We start from the raw sequence: 15,803 nt of genomic DNA, 5'->3' as shown, positions 1-15,803 counted from the left end.
TGCTCACCATAGGCGACGTGCGGCTGCATACGGCGACGCGCAGGCGTTCTACATGTGAACAGACCCGGGATTGTGCTCCAACTGGCGGTCCAGCGCCACGCACAACTGCCTCAATCCCGGTCGCGGCGCAGGGTTGTGGGTCCAATGAAAGGTTTTTGCCGGATGCTGCCTGGGCGTGGGTTATGCGAAGATGATTCACCCTTGGCTCACCCTGGTCCTGCCCTGATCCATGCACCGTCGCGACCTGCTCAAGCAGTTGGCCGCCGGGCTGCTTGCCGTGGCTCCTGGTTTGTCCCGCAGCGCCCCGGCCCGCACCGCCGTTAGTGCCCCCGAACCGTTTGACGAGGCCCGCTTGCTGGCGCGCGCACGGGCTTTGGCCAGCGGGCCATACCGGCCCCGCAGCACGCAGTTGCCCAAGCCACTGGCCACGTTGGGCTGGGACGGTTACCAATCCATCGGCTATCGGCCCGATCACGCTCTGTGGGCCGGACAGCACTTGCCGTTCGAGGCCAAATTCTTTCACTTGGGATTGTTCTTCAAGTCGCCCGTGCAGATGTACGAGGTGGTCGACGGTCATGCCCGGCTGATCGCCTACAGCCCGACCCTGTTCGATTACGGCAAGAGTGGGCTGGATCACCAGGCGCTGCCGTCCGATCTTGGCTTCGCCGGTTTTCGGCTGACGACCCGGGCGGATCCGACACGTGATGTGGCGGCCTTTCTGGGCGCGAGCTACTTCCGCGCGGTTGGCGGGCAGTGGCAGTACGGCATGTCAGCGCGCGGGCTGGCGATCGACACCGGTTTACCGCGCGCGGAAGAGTTTCCCGATTTCACTGAGTTCTGGCTGGTGCGGCCAGCGGCCGATGCCGATGCCGTGCGCATTTATGCGTTGCTCGATTCGCCCAGCGTGGCCGGCATCTATCGTTTTGACATCCGGCCGGGCGGCACGCTGGTGATGGACGTGGCCGCCACGCTCTACATACGCAAGCCGATTGAGCGCTTGGGTATCGCACCGCTCACCAGCATGTTCCTCTATGGCGAGAACGACCGCGCCGACCGCGCCGGCGATCGCCACAGCGCGGCCCGGCGCTGGCGTGCGTCGGATTGGCGCCCCGAGATTCACGACTCCGACGGCCTGGCCATCTGGCGCGGCTCGGGCGAATGGGTCTGGCGGCCGTTGGCCAATCCGCCCGTGCTGCGCAGCCAGCGCTTTGTCGACGACAGCCCGCGCGGCTTCGGCCTGCTGCAGCGTGACCGCAATCCCGATCACTATCAGGACGACGGCGTGTTCTACGAGAAGCGCCCGAGCGTGTGGGTCGAGCCCACGCACGATTGGGGTGAGGGCGCGGTTGAGCTGGTCGAGTTGTCGGCCAATGATGAAACCTTCGACAACATCGTCGCGTTCTGGCGGCCGGCTGTGGCGCCGCATGCGGGGCAGGAACTGGCGTTCGGCTATCGGCTGACGTGGGGCGCGCAGCCTGCTGCGGCCTCGCCGCTGGCGCGGGTTGTGGCAACACGCACGGGCATCGGCGGCATCGTTGGGCAGCCGCGCAAATATTTCTCCTGGCGCTTCGTGGTGGACTTTGCGGGTGGGGAGCTGGCGCGGCTGGGGCGCAGTACAACGGGGTCGACCGTGGAGCCGGTGATTCGTGCTTCGCGCGGGCGGGTGGAGATTGCGTCCGCTCGGCCGCTGGCCAGCATTGATGGTGTGCGGGCGATGTTCGATGTGGTGCCGGATGCCAGCAATGCGCCGATTGAGCTGTCGCTGACGTTGCAGTCTGGCGAGCGGTTGTTGTCGGAGACTTGGGTGTATCAGTGGACACCGCCGGTGGATCGGGGGGTGTGAATTTTCTTGCGCTCAATCAGCGCGGATGGTGCATCCCTTGTTTCAAGCCTTTGCAGGGCGCCATCCGGGGCAGGTACGTCAAAGGCCAAACCAACGCAGGGCGGAGGTGAACGCCAAGGCTTGCTGCGTGAGCGTTCAGCCGCGAGTTGGCTTCTCACTGAACCTCGCTGCCATCTCCGCCCAGCCTTCCGGCCCCAGCCGCTCCATCGTCGCGATGTTCCGCTCGTAGATGTCCGCGGCATCTGGTACGGCTGCGGTGGCGCGGGCGATGCTGTCTTCGCGCAGTAAATGCAGGATGGGGGCGGGGGCCCGGTTGGTGGCGTTGGCGATGTCGTCGGGGTCGGCATCGGCGAAGACGAAGTCAGGGTGGAAGCTGGCGAGTTGGAGTTCGCCGTCAAAGCCCGCTTTGGCGAGCAGCGCTTCGGCGCGGTCTGTGAGGGTGTGGAAATCGAAGAAGTCGGCCAGCGCGGGGACGATCAGCAGGGTGGTGTCGATGTCGGCGGCTGGGGTGGTGCGCAGCAGGTCGGCTTCGGCGCGCAGGTGGTCGAGCACGTCGCCGTCTGTGGTGGCGCGGCTGACGACGTAGCGGACTTGGCGTTTGATGTGGACGGCCTTGGCAAAGGGGCAGAGGTTCAGGCCGATCACGGCATCTTCGAGCCAGCGCTGTATGCGTTTGACGTGGCCGGCTGCGGCGTCTTCGGCCAAGGGCAGGGCGTCGGCAGGCGGGTCGAGCAGGATGAAGTCGGGAGCGGAATCAGGCACGTAGTGGTGGCAGCGGCGGCAGCAAGAGGAGACCAGCGCGCAGTGTAGTTCATGGGGCGGGAGCGCTTCTTGCGGCAGCAAGGGTGTTGTGTTTGCAACGTTCCGGCACGTGACCTTTGATGCGCGCCGAGACCGCTTTGGCGCATGCCACATGCGCCACTTGAGTGGTCAGATATTCCCCTGACTGTGTAAAAGAAGGAGCCCAACCATGATGGAACTGCGCCCGACCAAGACCACACTTCAAACCGCTCTTGCGATGGCCGCTGCGTTGGCAGCGTCGGCAGCCTTTGCCCAGATGACGCCGGCGCCACAGACCTCACCGCAAACCACCGGTACGGTGCAGGCGGCGCCGGGCGGTCAAGCGCCGGCGGCATCGTCGTCTGATCCGCTGGTGCAAAAGCGCATTGACGACAAGGCGGCCAGCGATGAATACAAGGCCCGCAAGTCAGACGCCAAGGCCGCCTACAAGGAAGAAAAGAACGCCGCCAGGGCCAACCGCAGGGCCGAGCGCAAGGAAGCCCGCGCCAAGCGCAAGGAAGCCATGAGCGAACAGGGCGGCGCGGCGCAAACGCCGAGCAGTGAAGGCAAGTAAGCCGCGGCGCTCTCTATGAAGAACAAAGGCGACCCTCGGGTCGCCTGGCGGGCTGTCTGAAAACCAAGGTTCAGGCTTCTTGCTCGCGTCTTCTAATCTGCGGAGGGCAACGACTTGCGTTGAGCCACTCGAGCAGCGCCTGCGTGACAAATGTCTGGTTCTCCAGGTTTGAAATATGCCCTGCGTTAGGCACCAACCGGTATTGGCAGCCGATCACGCGCGCCATCTCTGCCGTTTCGGCGGGTGGCCGCGCTATGTCGTGCTCGCCACACATCAGCAGTGTTCGGTCCCCCTTCAGCGCAGCCAACGTCGCCAATGCATCTGGCCGCCCGAAGATTACTTTACCCAGCGGCACGATCGACTGTCGCAACTGGCTTTCGGACAAATTTGCAAGCGAGTGACGAAATGCGGCGGGCACTTCGCTAGTCAGATCTGTGTCCGGCTGGAAGAACAACGGCACGATTGCATCGAGTAGCTTCGGGGGGATATGGCCCGCAGTCTCAATGGTGTCGAGCATTTGAAAGTAGCGCGTACGAGTCAATTCGGGCTCGGCAGCGAGCGATGTGTCCATCAACACCAGCGATCGCACGCGCTCAGGTTCGCGCAGTGCGAGCTGCGCCCCCCACATGCCGCCAACGCTCAGACCAACGACCGCGCAGTGTTCAATGTCCAGCGCGTCGAGTAACGTGCTGACCTGGGCGGCCAGATCTTCCAGCGTGCGTGTCCCGTCAGGGAGTGGGCCAGATTGCCCATGCCCCCATAGGTCTGGCGCAATGACCCGGTAAGGCTGAGACAGCGCGTCGATCTGCGGTGCCCACATGGCGGCATCCCATAAATAGCTATGCCCGAGCAATACCGGAAAACCGGTGCCTCGATCTTGATAGTGCAATGTCCTGCCTTGAATGATGCATGTGGGCATGTTTGTCTCCGGATCGAAGGGGGGTGAGAAAGCCTCCCAAAGAACTTGGCGGCAAACGGCAAATGCGTCAATCAGCCTGGGACTATTTCGGGTGGGGTGCGTACAAAATTGCGCTTGTCGGCTGAAACCGTTGAGCAAGAAAATCTGTACCCGGAAAAACTGTGGGTGTTCGCACTAGTCCGGCGCGACATTCTGTGTGCGATGCTTTGACGCCCAATCCGCGCGCGTGGTCGGCAGGCGCACTTGGGCGACGGCCATTTCCCACTGCGCCATGCGGCTCAGTGCCTCGTCCCGGCTGATGACCGGGTGGAAGGTGCGCGAGGCGCGCCATTGCTGCGCGACTTCGGCTTCATCGCGATAGAAGCCGGTGGCGATGCCGGCAAGGTATGCCGCACCCAGCGCGGTGGTCTCAATGATCTCCGGGCGCACGACCGGAATGCCGAGCAGGTCCGCCTGGAACTGCAGTAGCAGGTTGTTGGCCGAGGCGCCGCCGTCCACGCGCAGCTCCGAGATGGTGGAGACAGCGTCGCGCGTCATGGCCTGCAGCAGCGCCGTGCTTTGGAATGCGATCGACTCCAAAGCTGCCCGTGCGATGTGGCCGATGGTTGTGCCGCGCGACAGACCGACGATGGCTCCCTGTGCAGTCGGGTCCCAGTACGGCGCACCCAAGCCCGTGAACGACGGCACGAACACCACGTTGCCGGAATCGGGCACCGAGGCGGCAAGGCCCTCCACATCGGCCGAGCGCTGGATGGCGCGCAGGCCGTCACGCAGCCACTGCACCACCGCACCGCCCACAAACACGCTGCCTTCCAGTGCGTAGCTGCGCGTGATGCCGCTCTGGCAGGCGGCCGTGCTGATCAGCCCATTGTGCGACTGCACCGCCTTGTCGCCCGTGTTAAGCAGCATGAAGCAGCCGGTGCCGTAGGTGTTTTTGGCCATGCCGGGCTTGAAGCAGGCCTGGCCGAACAGCGCTGATTGCTGATCGCCCGCAATGCCGCCGATGGTGAGCGAGGCACCGAGCCAATCCGCATCGGTCTGCCCAAATTGATACGCCGAGGGATGCACTTCGGGCAGCAGGCTCGGGTGGATGTCGAGCGCGCGCATGAGGTCAGCATCCCACTGGCCGGTGTGGATGTTCCACAGCATCGTGCGCGAGGCGTTGGACACGTCGGTCACGTGCAGGCGGCCGCGCGTGAGTTGCCACACGAGCCAGCTGTCGATGGTGCCGAAGGCAAGTTCGCCACGCGCGGCGCGTTCCCGGGCGCCTTCGACGTGGTCGAGAATCCATCGCAGCTTGGTGGCGGAGAAGTACGGGTCGATGATGAGGCCCGTGCGCTTGCGCACTTCGTCTTCCAGGCCTTCGGCGCGCAGGCGTTCGCAGATCGCTTCTGTGCGGCGGTCCTGCCACACGATCGCGTTGAAGATGGGTTTGCCGGTGGCGCGCTCCCACACCATGGTGGTTTCGCGCTGGTTGGTGATGCCGAGCGCAGCCATGTCGGCGGCTGTCAGCTTGGCTTGTTCGAGTGCGGCGCGGCAGGTGGCAAGCTGGCTGTTCCAGATGTCGAACGGGTCATGCTCGACCCAGCCGGGCTGCGGAAAATGCTGCGGAAACTCCTGCTGGGCGCTTGCGACGATCTGGCCGGCGCGGTTGAAGACGATGGCGCGTGAACTGGACGTGCCCTGGTCGAGTGCGAGGAGGTATTCCATAAGGCAGATTCAGGTGACCGCCGGGCAGGCGATGGTGTGGTCGGGCCCGGCGGTAGGTAAAACGGAAGCTGGCATGGTAGCCCGCCGGCCGACGGTTGGTCGACCGGCAGGCACGCGAATTAACGCACCTTGCCAGCCTTCCAGGCTGCCAGCAGCTTGTCGTACGCCACCGTCTCGCCCTTCGGACGCTCGTTGTCGAGCTTCTTCCACGGGGCATGCTCAGCCGACAGCCACTTGGATGGATCGCTTTCCGGGTTCAGCTTGGGCGCGCAGTTCTTCATGCCGGCACGCTGCAGGCGGCCCATCACCTGATCCATTTCCTTGGCCAGGTTGTCCATCGCACCTTGCGGCGTCTTCTCCCCCGTGACGGCCGTGGCGACGTTCTTCCACCAGAGCTGCGCCAGCTTCGGATAGTCGGGCACGTTGTTGCCGGTCGGCGTCCAGGCCACGCGGGCCGGGCTGCGGTAGAACTCGATCAGGCCGCCGTACTTGGCTGCGTTCTTGGTGAAGTAGTCGCTGTGGATGTCCGAATCACGAATGAACGTGAGGCCGGTGATCGACTTCTTGAGCGACACGGTCTTCGACGTGACGAACTGGGCGTACAGCCACGCAGCCGAGCGGCGCTCGAACGGGGTGGATTTGAAGAACGTCCACGAGCCGACGTCCTGGTAGCCGTTCTGCATGCCGTCTTTCCAGTACGGGCCGTGCGGCGACGGGGCCATGCGCCACTTGGGCGAGCCGTCGGCGTTCACGACCGGGCCCGGTTTGGTCATCGGCGCGGTGAAGGCGCTGTACCAGAACACCTGCTGGGCGATGTGGCCTTGTGCGGGCACCGGGCCGGCTTCGTTGAAGGTCATGCCGGTCGCCTCGGGCGGGGCGTACTTCTTCATCCAGTCGATGTACTTGGTGAGGGCGTACACGGCAGCCGGGCTGTTGGTGGCCCCGCCACGCGACATCGAGGCGCCCACCGGTGCGCAGTTTTCCGCGCGGATGCCCCATTCGTCGACGGGCAGGCCGTTCGGGATGCCCTTGTCGGCGGAGCCAGCCATCGACAGCCACGCATCGGTAAAGCGCCAGCCCAGCGACGGGTCTTTCTTGCCGTAATCCATGTGGCCGTAGACGCGCTTGCCATCCAGCTCCTTCACGTCGTTCGTGAAGAAGTTGGCGATGTCTTCATACGCCGTCCAGTTGACGGGCACGCCCAGGTCGTAGCCGTACTTGGCCTTGAACTTCTCTTGCAGGTCTTTGCGGGCGAACCAGTCGGCGCGGAACCAGTACAGGTTGGCGAACTGCTGGTCGGGCAACTGATACAGCTTGCCGTCAGATGCGGTAGTAAAGCTCGTGCCGATGAAGTCCTTCAGATCCAGGCCGGGGTTGGTGAAGTCCTTGCCTTCGCCGGTCATGTAATCCGACAGCGGCATCACCACGCCGTAGCGGTAGTGCGTGCCGATCAGGTCGGAGTCGGAGATCCAGCCGTCATAGATGCTCTTGCCGGATTGCATCGAGGTCTGCAGTTTTTCGACGACATCGCCTTCCTGCATGATGTCGTGCTTGACCTTGATGCCCGTGATTTCTTCGAAGGCCTTGGCCAGCGTCTTCGATTCGTAGGCATGCACGTCGAGCGTTTCCGACACGACGTGGATCTCGGTCACGCCGCGGGCCTTGAGCTTGGCTGCGGCGTCGATGAACCACTTCATTTCCGCCATCTGCTTGTCTTGAGACAGCGTGCTGGGCTGGAATTCGCTGCTGACCCACTTCTTGGCTTCGGCTTCGCCGGCGTGTGCAGCGCCGACAGCCAGGGCGCTTGCCAGTGCGATGGCACTGATCTGAAGCGTCATGCGCCAGGATGTTTTCATCGGTATCTCCTCGTGCTTGTTGGCTTGTTGTTCTCCCCGCAGCGAAAACATCCGGCATTCCGACGCGGGGAGCGTGATGGAATGCCTGTGCCCGTACGTCAATTTGGGCGTGGAAGCGTCAGCCCGTGCTGACGCCCCCGGACCTGCAAATTCATAGGCGATGCAATTGCCTCAGCCGCGCCACATCACGATCACCAGCACCACCATCGAGGCGATGAAACCGCCCCAGGCGCTGGTCTCTTCTGACGTGAGCCCCACCCACGCCAGGTTGATATAGGCGGCGGTCAGCAACCCGATGAAGAGGCGATCGCCGCGCGTGGTGGCAATGGGCAGGAAGCCCTTGCGCTCCACCGTCGGGCGGGTCACTTCCCACACTGTCATGCTGGCCAGCATCAAGGCGATGCAGCCGAAGAAGGTCGCCACTTCGGGCGTCCAGGCCATCCAGCTGAACATGGCTGTGTCTCCCGTTGTTCTTTTAGACGCGGCCCATCGCAAAACCCTTTGCGATGTAGTTCCGCACAAACCAGATCACCAGCGCGCCGGGAATGATCGTCAGCACACCGGCCGCGGCCAGCACGCCCCAGTCCATGCCCGAGGCTGACACCGTGCGCGTCATCACCGCGGTGATGGGTTTGGCATCGACCGAGGTGAGCGTGCGAGCGAGCAGCAGTTCCACCCAACTGAACATGAAGCAGAAGAACGCCGTCACGCCCACGCCTGCCTTGATCAGCGGCAGGAAGATCTTCAGGAAGAATGCGGGGAAGCTGTAGCCGTCGATGTAGGCCGTCTCATCAATCTCGCGCGGGATGCCCGACATGAAGCCTTCCAGAATCCACACCGCCAGCGGCACGTTGAACAGCATGTGCGCCAGCGCCACGCCCAGGTGGGTGTCCATCAGGCCGACCGTCGAATACAACTGGAAGAACGGCAGCAGGAACACCGCAGGCGGCGTCATGCGGTTGGTCAGCAGCCAGAAGAACATGTGCTTGTCGCCCAGGAAGCGGTAGCGCGAAAAGGCATAAGCCGCCGGCAGCGCCACCACGGTCGAGAGCACCGTGTTCATCGTCACGTAGATGATGGAGTTGATGTAACCCCAGTACCACGACGGGTCGGTGAAGATGATCTTGTAGTTGTCGAACGTGACGAGGTTCGGCCAGAGCGAGAAGCCGGCCAGCGTCTCCTCGTTGGTCTTGAGCGACATGCTCAGCATCCAGTACAGCGGCAGCACGGCAAAGGCCACGTACACCGCCAGCGTGATGGCGCGCGCGATCTTGCGCTGGCCTTCGTTGTTTTGATTACGCATGGTCGTCTCCCACGGCCGCGCTGGCGCTGCCCATGCGCTGCATCCAGTTGTAGAGGACGAAGCAGAACAGCAGGATGATGAGGAAGTACACGATCGAGAACGCCGCCGCCGGGCCCAGGTCAAACTGGCCCACGGCCTTCTGCGTCAGGTACTGCGACAGGAAGGTCGTGGCATTGCCCGGGCCGCCGCCGGTGAGCACGAACGGCTCGGTGTAGATCATGAAGCTGTCCATGAAGCGCAGTAGCACGCCGATCATCAGCACGCCGCGCATCTTCGGCAACTGGATGTAGCGGAACACGGCCAGGCGGCTTGCGCCGTCAATCTCGGCGGCCTGGTAGAACGCATCCGGAATCGAGCGCAGGCCGGCATAGGCCAGCAGCGCCACCAGCGGTGTCCAGTGCCATACGTCCATGATCAGCACAGTGATCCACGCGTCGAACGAGTGCGAGGTGTAGTTGTAGTCGATGCCCATCTGGTTAAGCCAGTAACCGGCCAGGCCGATATCGGAGCGTCCGAAGATCTGCCAGATCGTGCCGACCACGTTCCAGGGAATCAGCAGCGGCATGGCGAGCACCACCAGCGCCGCCGAGGCCTTCCAGCCTTTGCTCGGCATCGACAGCGCCAGGCCGATGCCAAGCGGAATCTCCACCGCCAGTACGCACAACGAGAAGATCAACTGGCGGGTGAGGGCATCCTGCAGATCGCCGTCGCGCAGGATCTGGCGGAACCAGTCCACACCCACGAACACGTGCTGCTCGGGGCTGATGATGTCCTGTACCGAGTAGTTCACCACCGTCATCAGCGGCAGGATGGCGGAGAACGCCACGCACAGGAACACCGGCAGGATCAGGAACCACGCCTTGTTGTTGAGCGGCTTGTTCATCGGCCGATCCTCTCGTCATTGCTGTAGTACAGCGTCTGCGGCGCATCCAGGCGCAGCCACACGCGCGATTCGGTCACGCTGACTTCATTGGGCAGCTTGGCCTTGATGGGTAACCCGCCCGCTTCACCCAGACTGGCCGTCAACAACTGGTGCGTGCCAAGCTGCTGCACTTGATGCACGTTGGCCGCTACCGTGCCAACTTCACCCGGCGCCGCCAGTTGCACGAACTCAGGACGAATCCCGAGCTTGAGCGAACCGTTTGCGTTTTTGAGCGTGGCCAGCGTGTCGCGGCTCACGGACAGACGCTGGTCGCCCAGCGCAATGACGTCGCCATCCACCGCCACCGGGTAGAGGTTCATGCCGGGGCTGCCGATGAAGTAACCGACGAAGGTGTGGTCCGGCCGCTCGAACAGCGCTTCCGGGCCGCCTTGCTGTACCACCTTGCCCTCAGTCATGACGACCACTTCATCGGCAAAGGTCAGTGCTTCCACCTGATCGTGCGTCACGTAGATCAACGTGAGCTTGAGCTGTTGGTGAATCTTCTTGAGCTGGCGGCGCAGTTGCCACTTCAGATGCGGATCAATGACGGTGAGCGGCTCGTCGAACAGGATGGCCGCCACGTCCTTACGCACCAGGCCGCGACCCAGCGAGATCTTCTGCTTGGCGTCTGCTGCCAGACCCGAGGCACGGCGCTTGAGCGCGTGCTGCAGCTCGAGAATCTCGGCCACTTCTTCCACGCGCTTTTTCACCTCGGCTTCCGGCGTCTTGCGATTGCGCAGCGGGAAGGCGAGGTTGTCGAACACGGTCATCGTGTCGTAGATGACCGGGAACTGGAACACCTGGGCGATGTTGCGCTCGCGCGGGCTGGCGTGCGTGACGTCGCGGTCGTCAAACAGCACCTGGCCTTCGGACGGCGTCAGCAGCCCCGAGATGATGTTCAGCAGCGTGGACTTGCCGCAGCCCGACGGGCCCAGCAGCGCGTAGGCACCGCCGTCGCGCCACGTCATGTTCATCGGCTGCAGCGCGTAGTCCGATAGGTTTTGCGGGTTGGGCCGGTAGCTGTGCCCCAGATTGCGGAATTCAATGCGCGCCATGTGCGCCTCCCTGCTTGGGCGCGCTCACCAGCTTGCCCGCATCATCGAACAGGAACAGCTCGGCCGGATCGACAAACACATCCAGCGCTGCACCCAATTCGAATTCGTGCACGCCCGGCAGTTGTGCGACCAGGCCGATGCTGTTCGGCTGGCCGGCCGCATGCGCGCGCACGTGCAGATAGGTCTCCGAACCCGACAGCTCGGCCAGCTCCACCGAACCCGGCAGCGCGACGCTGCCGCCGTTGCGCGGCGACAGGCGAATATGGCTCGGGCGCAGGCCGATGCGGCAGCGCGTGCCGGCCGCCATGGGCAGCGGGCGCGTCCACGGCACATCAATCCCTTGGGGCAGGCGGATATGGTTGCCTTCGGCCACGGTGGCATCCAGCACGTTCATCGGCGGGTCGTTGAAGATGGCGGCGGCGCTCACCGACACCGGCACTTCATACATGTCGAGCGTCGGGCCGTCCTGCAGCACGCGGCCTTCATGCATGACGACCGTGTGGCCGCCCAGCAGCAGCGCTTCCTGCGGTTCGGTGGTGGCGTACACCACGGTCGTGCCGCCGTCGGCAAAGAGCGACGCCAGTTCGGCACGCAGTTCTTCGCGCAGCTTGTAGTCGAGGTTGACCAGCGGCTCGTCCAGCAGCACCAGCGGCGCGCGCTTGACCAGCGCCCGCGCCAGCGCGCAACGCTGCTGCTGACCGCCAGACAGCTCGGCCGGCAGGCGCTGCAGCAGGTGTTCGATATGCAGCTTGGCGGCCACGGCGCGCACGCGCGTGTCGATCTCGCCTTTCTTGGTGCCCTGCAGGCGCAGCGGCGAGGCGATGTTGTCGAACACCGTCATCGCCGGGTAATTGATGAATTGCTGGTACACCATCGCCAGATTGCGATCGCGCACCCCCACGCCCGTCATGTCCTTGCCGTCGACCAGCACACGGCCGGTGGTCGGCCGGTCCAGCCCGGCCATGATGCGCATCAGCGTGGTCTTGCCGGCCTGCGTCGGCCCGAGCAGCACGTTGATGGCGCCGGGCGCCAGCCTCAGGCTGGTCGGGTACAGATGCGTCTGCGCCCCGACCACGGCCGTAACCTGGTCCAGTTCCAGAATCAATTGAAGTCTCCCGTCTTATTGCTTTGATTTCTTGGTATTGCGGTTCGGGCGCCCAGTCCCGTGTTTTTAGGGCGCCCGTTCTGCAACCGGGGTGGTCTCGCCTTCCGGCAGATGCCGCCTCAGCCAGCCTTCCAGGCGGCTGCGGTCGGCATCGCTGGCGTGCAGCCCCAGCTTGGTCCGCCGCCACAGGATGTCCTGTGCCGTGCGGGCCCATTCGTGTGCGATCAGGTAATGGATTTCGGCTTCATACAGACCGGGCGTCACCTCGGAGCCCAGCGCTTCCAGCCGCGTGGCCCCTGCCAGCAACGTGTTCATGCGCGTGCCGTACTGGTGCGCGTAGCGCATTGCCAACCGGGTCGGCAGCCACGGCAAACGTTTTTGCAGGCGCGTCACAAAATCGTCGAAGGTGTATTCAGCAACGAGCTGCCCCGGCGCTTCCAGATCGCCCCCGGGCAGCGATGCAGCGGCCGTCCACGAAGGCTTGCCGGCCAGCGGCAGGTGCGGGGCCAGTTGGTCCAGCGCTTCTTCGGCCAGCTTGCGGTAGGTCGTGATCTTGCCGCCCCATACGTTGATGAGCGGCGCGCTGTTGCCGTCGGCACCGGTCTCGCATTCGACCAGGTAGTCGCGCGTGATGGCCGAGGCGTTGGCGGCGCTGTCATCCAGCAGCGGCCGCACGCCCGAGTAGCTCCACACCACGTCGGATGGCGTGAGCTGCCGGGTGAAATAGCGGCTTGCCATCTCGCACAGGTATTGAATCTCGTCCGCGTCGATGGCCACTTGGTCCACCGAGCCCTTGTATTCCAGGTCGGTCGTGCCAATCAGCGTGAAATCGTTCTGATACGGGATCGCAAACACGATCCGCCCATCGGGGTTCTGGAAGATATAGGCGAACGGGTGGTCGAACATCCGCCGCACGACGATATGGCTGCCCTTGATCAGGCGCAGGCCGCGCGTGCTCGGCAGCGCATGCGCCGAGCGGGCGAATTCCGCCGCCCACGGCCCGGCTGCATTGACGATGGCTTTGGCGCGCACCGAGCGGATGCCATCCGGCCCCGCCAGCGAGGCATGCCAGCCATCCGTGCGGCGTTCTGCGTTCAGGCAGCGCGTGCGGGTGAAGATCTGTGCGCCGCGATCCGCCGCGTCGCGGGCGTTGAGCACCACCAGGCGGGCGTCGTCGACCCAGCCGTCGGAGTAGACAAAGCCGCGCGTGTAACCCGGCTTGAGCGGCTTGCCCGCCGGGTGTTGCGCCAGCTTGATCGACTTTGAACCCGGCAGAAAGCGTCGGCGCGCGAGATGGTCATATAGGAAGAGGCCCGCGCGGATCATCCACGCTGGGCGCTGGGCCGCGTCGTGCGGCATCACGAAGCGTAGCGGCCACATGATGTGCGGCGCCATGCGCAGCAGCACCTCGCGCTCCTGCAGCGCCTTGCGTACGAGGCCGAATTCGTAATATTCGAGGTAGCGCAGCCCGCCGTGGATCAGCTTGGTCGAGGCCGAAGAGGTGTGCTGGGCCAGGTCGTCCTTTTCACACAAGACCACCGACAGGCCACGGCCCACGGCATCGCGCGCGATGCCCACGCCGTTGATGCCGCCTCCGACCACCAGCAGATCACAGTCCAGATGCGCGGCATCGGTGTGTTGCATGGTTGCTTTATGTTGGTTTGCTCACCCTTTCTTGCGAAGTGTGACGCGTTAGCGGATAGTGTAGTGAAAGGCGAAAATAAAGCAACATAGGGAATCGCCTAATCCGCTCATATGTGTTCATTTGTGCTCGTTTGATGAATTGATGCTGCCTAGACACCGCCAGATCCTCGAATACGTCCGCCAGCACGGCGATGCTTCCGTCGATGCGCTTGCCCGCGTGCTCGGCGTCACTACGCAAACCATCCGCCGCGATATCCGCCAGCTCGAAGATGAGCGCCTGCTCGCGCGCTACCATGGCGGCGTCGGCCTGCCATCGTCAGTCGAAAATATCGACTACGACCAGCGTCAGGTGCTGCACATCGACGCCAAGCGCCGCATTGCCGAAGTCGTCGCGCGCCATGTCGAGCCCGGTCGCTCGCTCATCATCAATATCGGAACGACCACCGAAGAGATCTCCAAGGCGTTGGTTGGTCGCAAGGGCCTGCGCGTGATCACCAACAACCTGAACGTTGCATCCATCCTGTCGGGCAGCCCGGATGCGGAAGTCATCGTCGCCGGCGGCCTCGTGCGCAACCGCGACCGTGGCATCGTCGGCGAGGCCACCATCGACTTCATGAAGCAGTTCCGCGTCGACATCGGCATCATCGGCGTCTCCAGCATCGATGAAGACGGCACGCTCCTCGACTACGACTACCGCGAGGTACGCGTCGCACAGGCCATCATTGAGCAGTCGCGCGAAGTCTGGCTGGCGGCGGACCACTCCAAGTTCGGCCGCCGTGCTGTCGTTCGCCTTGGCCACGTCTCGCAGATCGACAAGTTCTTTACCGACGTGCCCGTCCCCGAGCCGATGGCCGAAGTCTTCCGCGCTGCCGAGGTCGATGTGGTCGTCGCCAGCGAAATGCTTTGACGTTTGATCTGATGCTCCCGCAGTCTTGTCCCCGTCGACTACAGTGAAATGATCAGGCGCGCACCTTGCGTGCCTTCCTGCCATCCAGACACGTCATATGGGGAGCATCGTGAGCAAGCACTCACATGCGGCAATCCTTTCGGTCTTCGGGAGCATCGTCACTGAGCACATCGCCGCCCTGCGCGATGCCCTCGCCAAACTGGCCGCGCCCAGCCCCAGTGATGAAGATCTCCATCAGTTCCGCGTCACCCTGCGCCGGCTGCGTTCCGCCTGGGTGACGTTCGCACCCGTCTTGCCGACCTCTTTTGTTGCAAAGTGGAAGCCCCGCTTGCGCGCGCTCGCTGCATCCACAGGCCCCGTGCGCGAGTGGGATGTGCTGCTCTCGGATTGGCTTCCCGCCGCCCAGCAGTCCGTGCCCGACAATGAAGAGACCAGCCGGGCGTGGCTGGACGAAGCGCTTGCAAAATCCAGGGGCGCGCGCCACCGCGCCTGGGAAGCGTTGCGCGCCGAGCTGGCCTCCCCGGATGTGCTGGAAACGCTGCGCGAACTGGAACAGGCAGTCGCGCCGTTTCATATAGAAGATGAGTCTGAGCGGCATTCCCGTTTCGCCCGCACTCGGGCCGAGGCGCTCAGAAAGAAGCTGATCCGCCGGGGGCGTCACCCCAAACAGTCGCCTGCACCGCAGTTGCATCGCGCCCGCATCGCGGCCAAGCAATGGCGCTATCTGTATGAATCGTTCTACCCGGCGCTCGGTGCCCGGGCGGGCAAGCGTTACCGGACGCATTTGCGCAAACTGCAGGACGCTTTGGGCGAAGTGCACGATGCAAGCGTGTCCCTCGATTGCGTTGCAGACTTATTGGATATCCCGCCGCCGCCCTCCATAGTGAGCACCTTTCACAAGCGCGCTCGCACTGCACGAAAGCGGGCCGCCAAGAGGCTCCGCTGGATACGGTCCCACAAGGCGTCGTAACCGCAGAAAAAGCGCAGAAAGACCCGCAGTAAGAAAGGGCTTGCGCCGTTCGAGAAACCCGCCTAATATTCGCCCCTCGCTGCACAACGCAGCGCCGAAACGCAGGTTGCGGCGGCGGTGTTGAGGTGGTGGAGAAGTAGATGTGGTGCGGATTTCCGGGCGATTGGGTGGTTGGTGATCGGCTGGGGGTTGCGAGGTGGTTGGCAGCGAGTTGA

The 15,803-nt window shown here is 63.8% G+C and carries 14 protein-coding genes; 4 read left to right on the top strand and 10 right to left on the bottom strand.

Going from position 1 to position 15,803, the window contains the following annotated elements:
* Positions 1-229: 229 nt before the first annotated feature.
* On the top strand, positions 230-1,843 hold the full coding sequence (locus PSUB009319_RS14895) for a glucan biosynthesis protein (RefSeq protein WP_124383009.1): 1,614 nt from the start codon (positions 230-232) through the stop codon (positions 1,841-1,843).
* A 135-nt stretch (positions 1,844-1,978) separates the two neighbouring features.
* On the opposite strand, the gene PSUB009319_RS14890 is transcribed toward PSUB009319_RS14895, so the two are convergent.
* Positions 1,979-2,605, bottom strand: coding sequence for a DUF1415 domain-containing protein (locus PSUB009319_RS14890; RefSeq protein WP_124383132.1), 627 nt, complete (start codon positions 2,603-2,605; stop codon positions 1,979-1,981).
* 208 nt (positions 2,606-2,813) lie between these two features.
* Here PSUB009319_RS14890 and PSUB009319_RS14885 point away from each other — a divergent pair, with 208 nt between their 5' ends.
* A complete protein-coding gene (locus PSUB009319_RS14885; protein WP_124383008.1) occupies positions 2,814-3,197 on the top strand; it encodes a hypothetical protein in 384 nt (127 codons plus the stop codon).
* A gap of 70 nt (positions 3,198-3,267) precedes the next feature.
* Here PSUB009319_RS14885 and PSUB009319_RS14880 read toward each other — a convergent pair whose 3' ends face one another.
* The 9 genes from PSUB009319_RS14880 to glpD form a co-directional block, all read right to left on the bottom strand.
* Positions 3,268-4,116 (bottom strand): alpha/beta fold hydrolase, encoded by an 849-nt coding sequence (locus tag PSUB009319_RS14880; protein WP_124383007.1) that lies wholly within the window; start codon positions 4,114-4,116, stop codon positions 3,268-3,270.
* Positions 4,117-4,290: 174 nt separating this feature from the next.
* Positions 4,291-5,826, bottom strand: a complete 1,536-nt coding sequence (gene glpK / locus PSUB009319_RS14875) for a glycerol kinase GlpK (RefSeq protein ID WP_124383006.1) — start codon at positions 5,824-5,826, stop codon at positions 4,291-4,293.
* A gap of 119 nt (positions 5,827-5,945) precedes the next feature.
* Entirely contained in the window at positions 5,946-7,682 is a 1,737-nt protein-coding gene (locus PSUB009319_RS14870; protein ID WP_124383005.1) for an ABC transporter substrate-binding protein, read from the bottom strand.
* 171 nt (positions 7,683-7,853) lie between these two features.
* The gene (locus PSUB009319_RS14865; protein WP_124383004.1) at positions 7,854-8,135 is read right to left on the bottom strand and encodes a DUF2160 domain-containing protein; all 282 of its coding nucleotides are present in this window, start codon (positions 8,133-8,135) and stop codon (positions 7,854-7,856) included.
* Between the two features lie 22 nt (positions 8,136-8,157).
* Positions 8,158-8,985, bottom strand: coding sequence for a carbohydrate ABC transporter permease (locus tag PSUB009319_RS14860; RefSeq protein WP_124383003.1), 828 nt, complete (start codon positions 8,983-8,985; stop codon positions 8,158-8,160).
* Positions 8,978-9,868, bottom strand: a complete 891-nt coding sequence (locus PSUB009319_RS14855) for a carbohydrate ABC transporter permease (RefSeq protein WP_124383002.1) — start codon at positions 9,866-9,868, stop codon at positions 8,978-8,980. The genes PSUB009319_RS14860 and PSUB009319_RS14855 overlap by 8 nt, the downstream gene beginning before the upstream one ends.
* Positions 9,865-10,962 (bottom strand): ABC transporter ATP-binding protein, encoded by a 1,098-nt coding sequence (locus PSUB009319_RS14850; RefSeq protein WP_124383001.1) that lies wholly within the window; start codon positions 10,960-10,962, stop codon positions 9,865-9,867. Before PSUB009319_RS14850 ends, PSUB009319_RS14855 begins: the two co-directional genes overlap by 4 nt.
* Entirely contained in the window at positions 10,949-12,067 is a 1,119-nt protein-coding gene (locus PSUB009319_RS14845) for an ABC transporter ATP-binding protein (RefSeq protein ID WP_124383000.1), read from the bottom strand. Before PSUB009319_RS14845 ends, PSUB009319_RS14850 begins: the two co-directional genes overlap by 14 nt.
* 66 nt (positions 12,068-12,133) lie before the next feature.
* A complete protein-coding gene (glpD, locus tag PSUB009319_RS14840; protein WP_124382999.1) occupies positions 12,134-13,711 on the bottom strand; it encodes a glycerol-3-phosphate dehydrogenase in 1,578 nt (525 codons plus the stop codon).
* A gap of 142 nt (positions 13,712-13,853) precedes the next feature.
* Between glpD and PSUB009319_RS14835 the strand changes: the two genes are divergently transcribed.
* Together PSUB009319_RS14835 and PSUB009319_RS14830 are read left to right on the top strand one after the other, a co-directional pair.
* Positions 13,854-14,618 (top strand): DeoR/GlpR family DNA-binding transcription regulator, encoded by a 765-nt coding sequence (locus PSUB009319_RS14835; protein WP_124382998.1) that lies wholly within the window; start codon positions 13,854-13,856, stop codon positions 14,616-14,618.
* Between the two features lie 109 nt (positions 14,619-14,727).
* Positions 14,728-15,588, top strand: a complete 861-nt coding sequence (locus PSUB009319_RS14830; RefSeq protein WP_124382997.1) for a CHAD domain-containing protein — start codon at positions 14,728-14,730, stop codon at positions 15,586-15,588.
* The last annotated feature ends 215 nt before the right edge of the window (positions 15,589-15,803 follow it).

Source organism: Ralstonia sp. SET104 (genome assembly GCF_003851545.1).
GTDB lineage: Bacteria > Pseudomonadota > Gammaproteobacteria > Burkholderiales > Burkholderiaceae > Ralstonia.
This window is presented reverse-complemented; position numbering and strand designations above follow the sequence as displayed.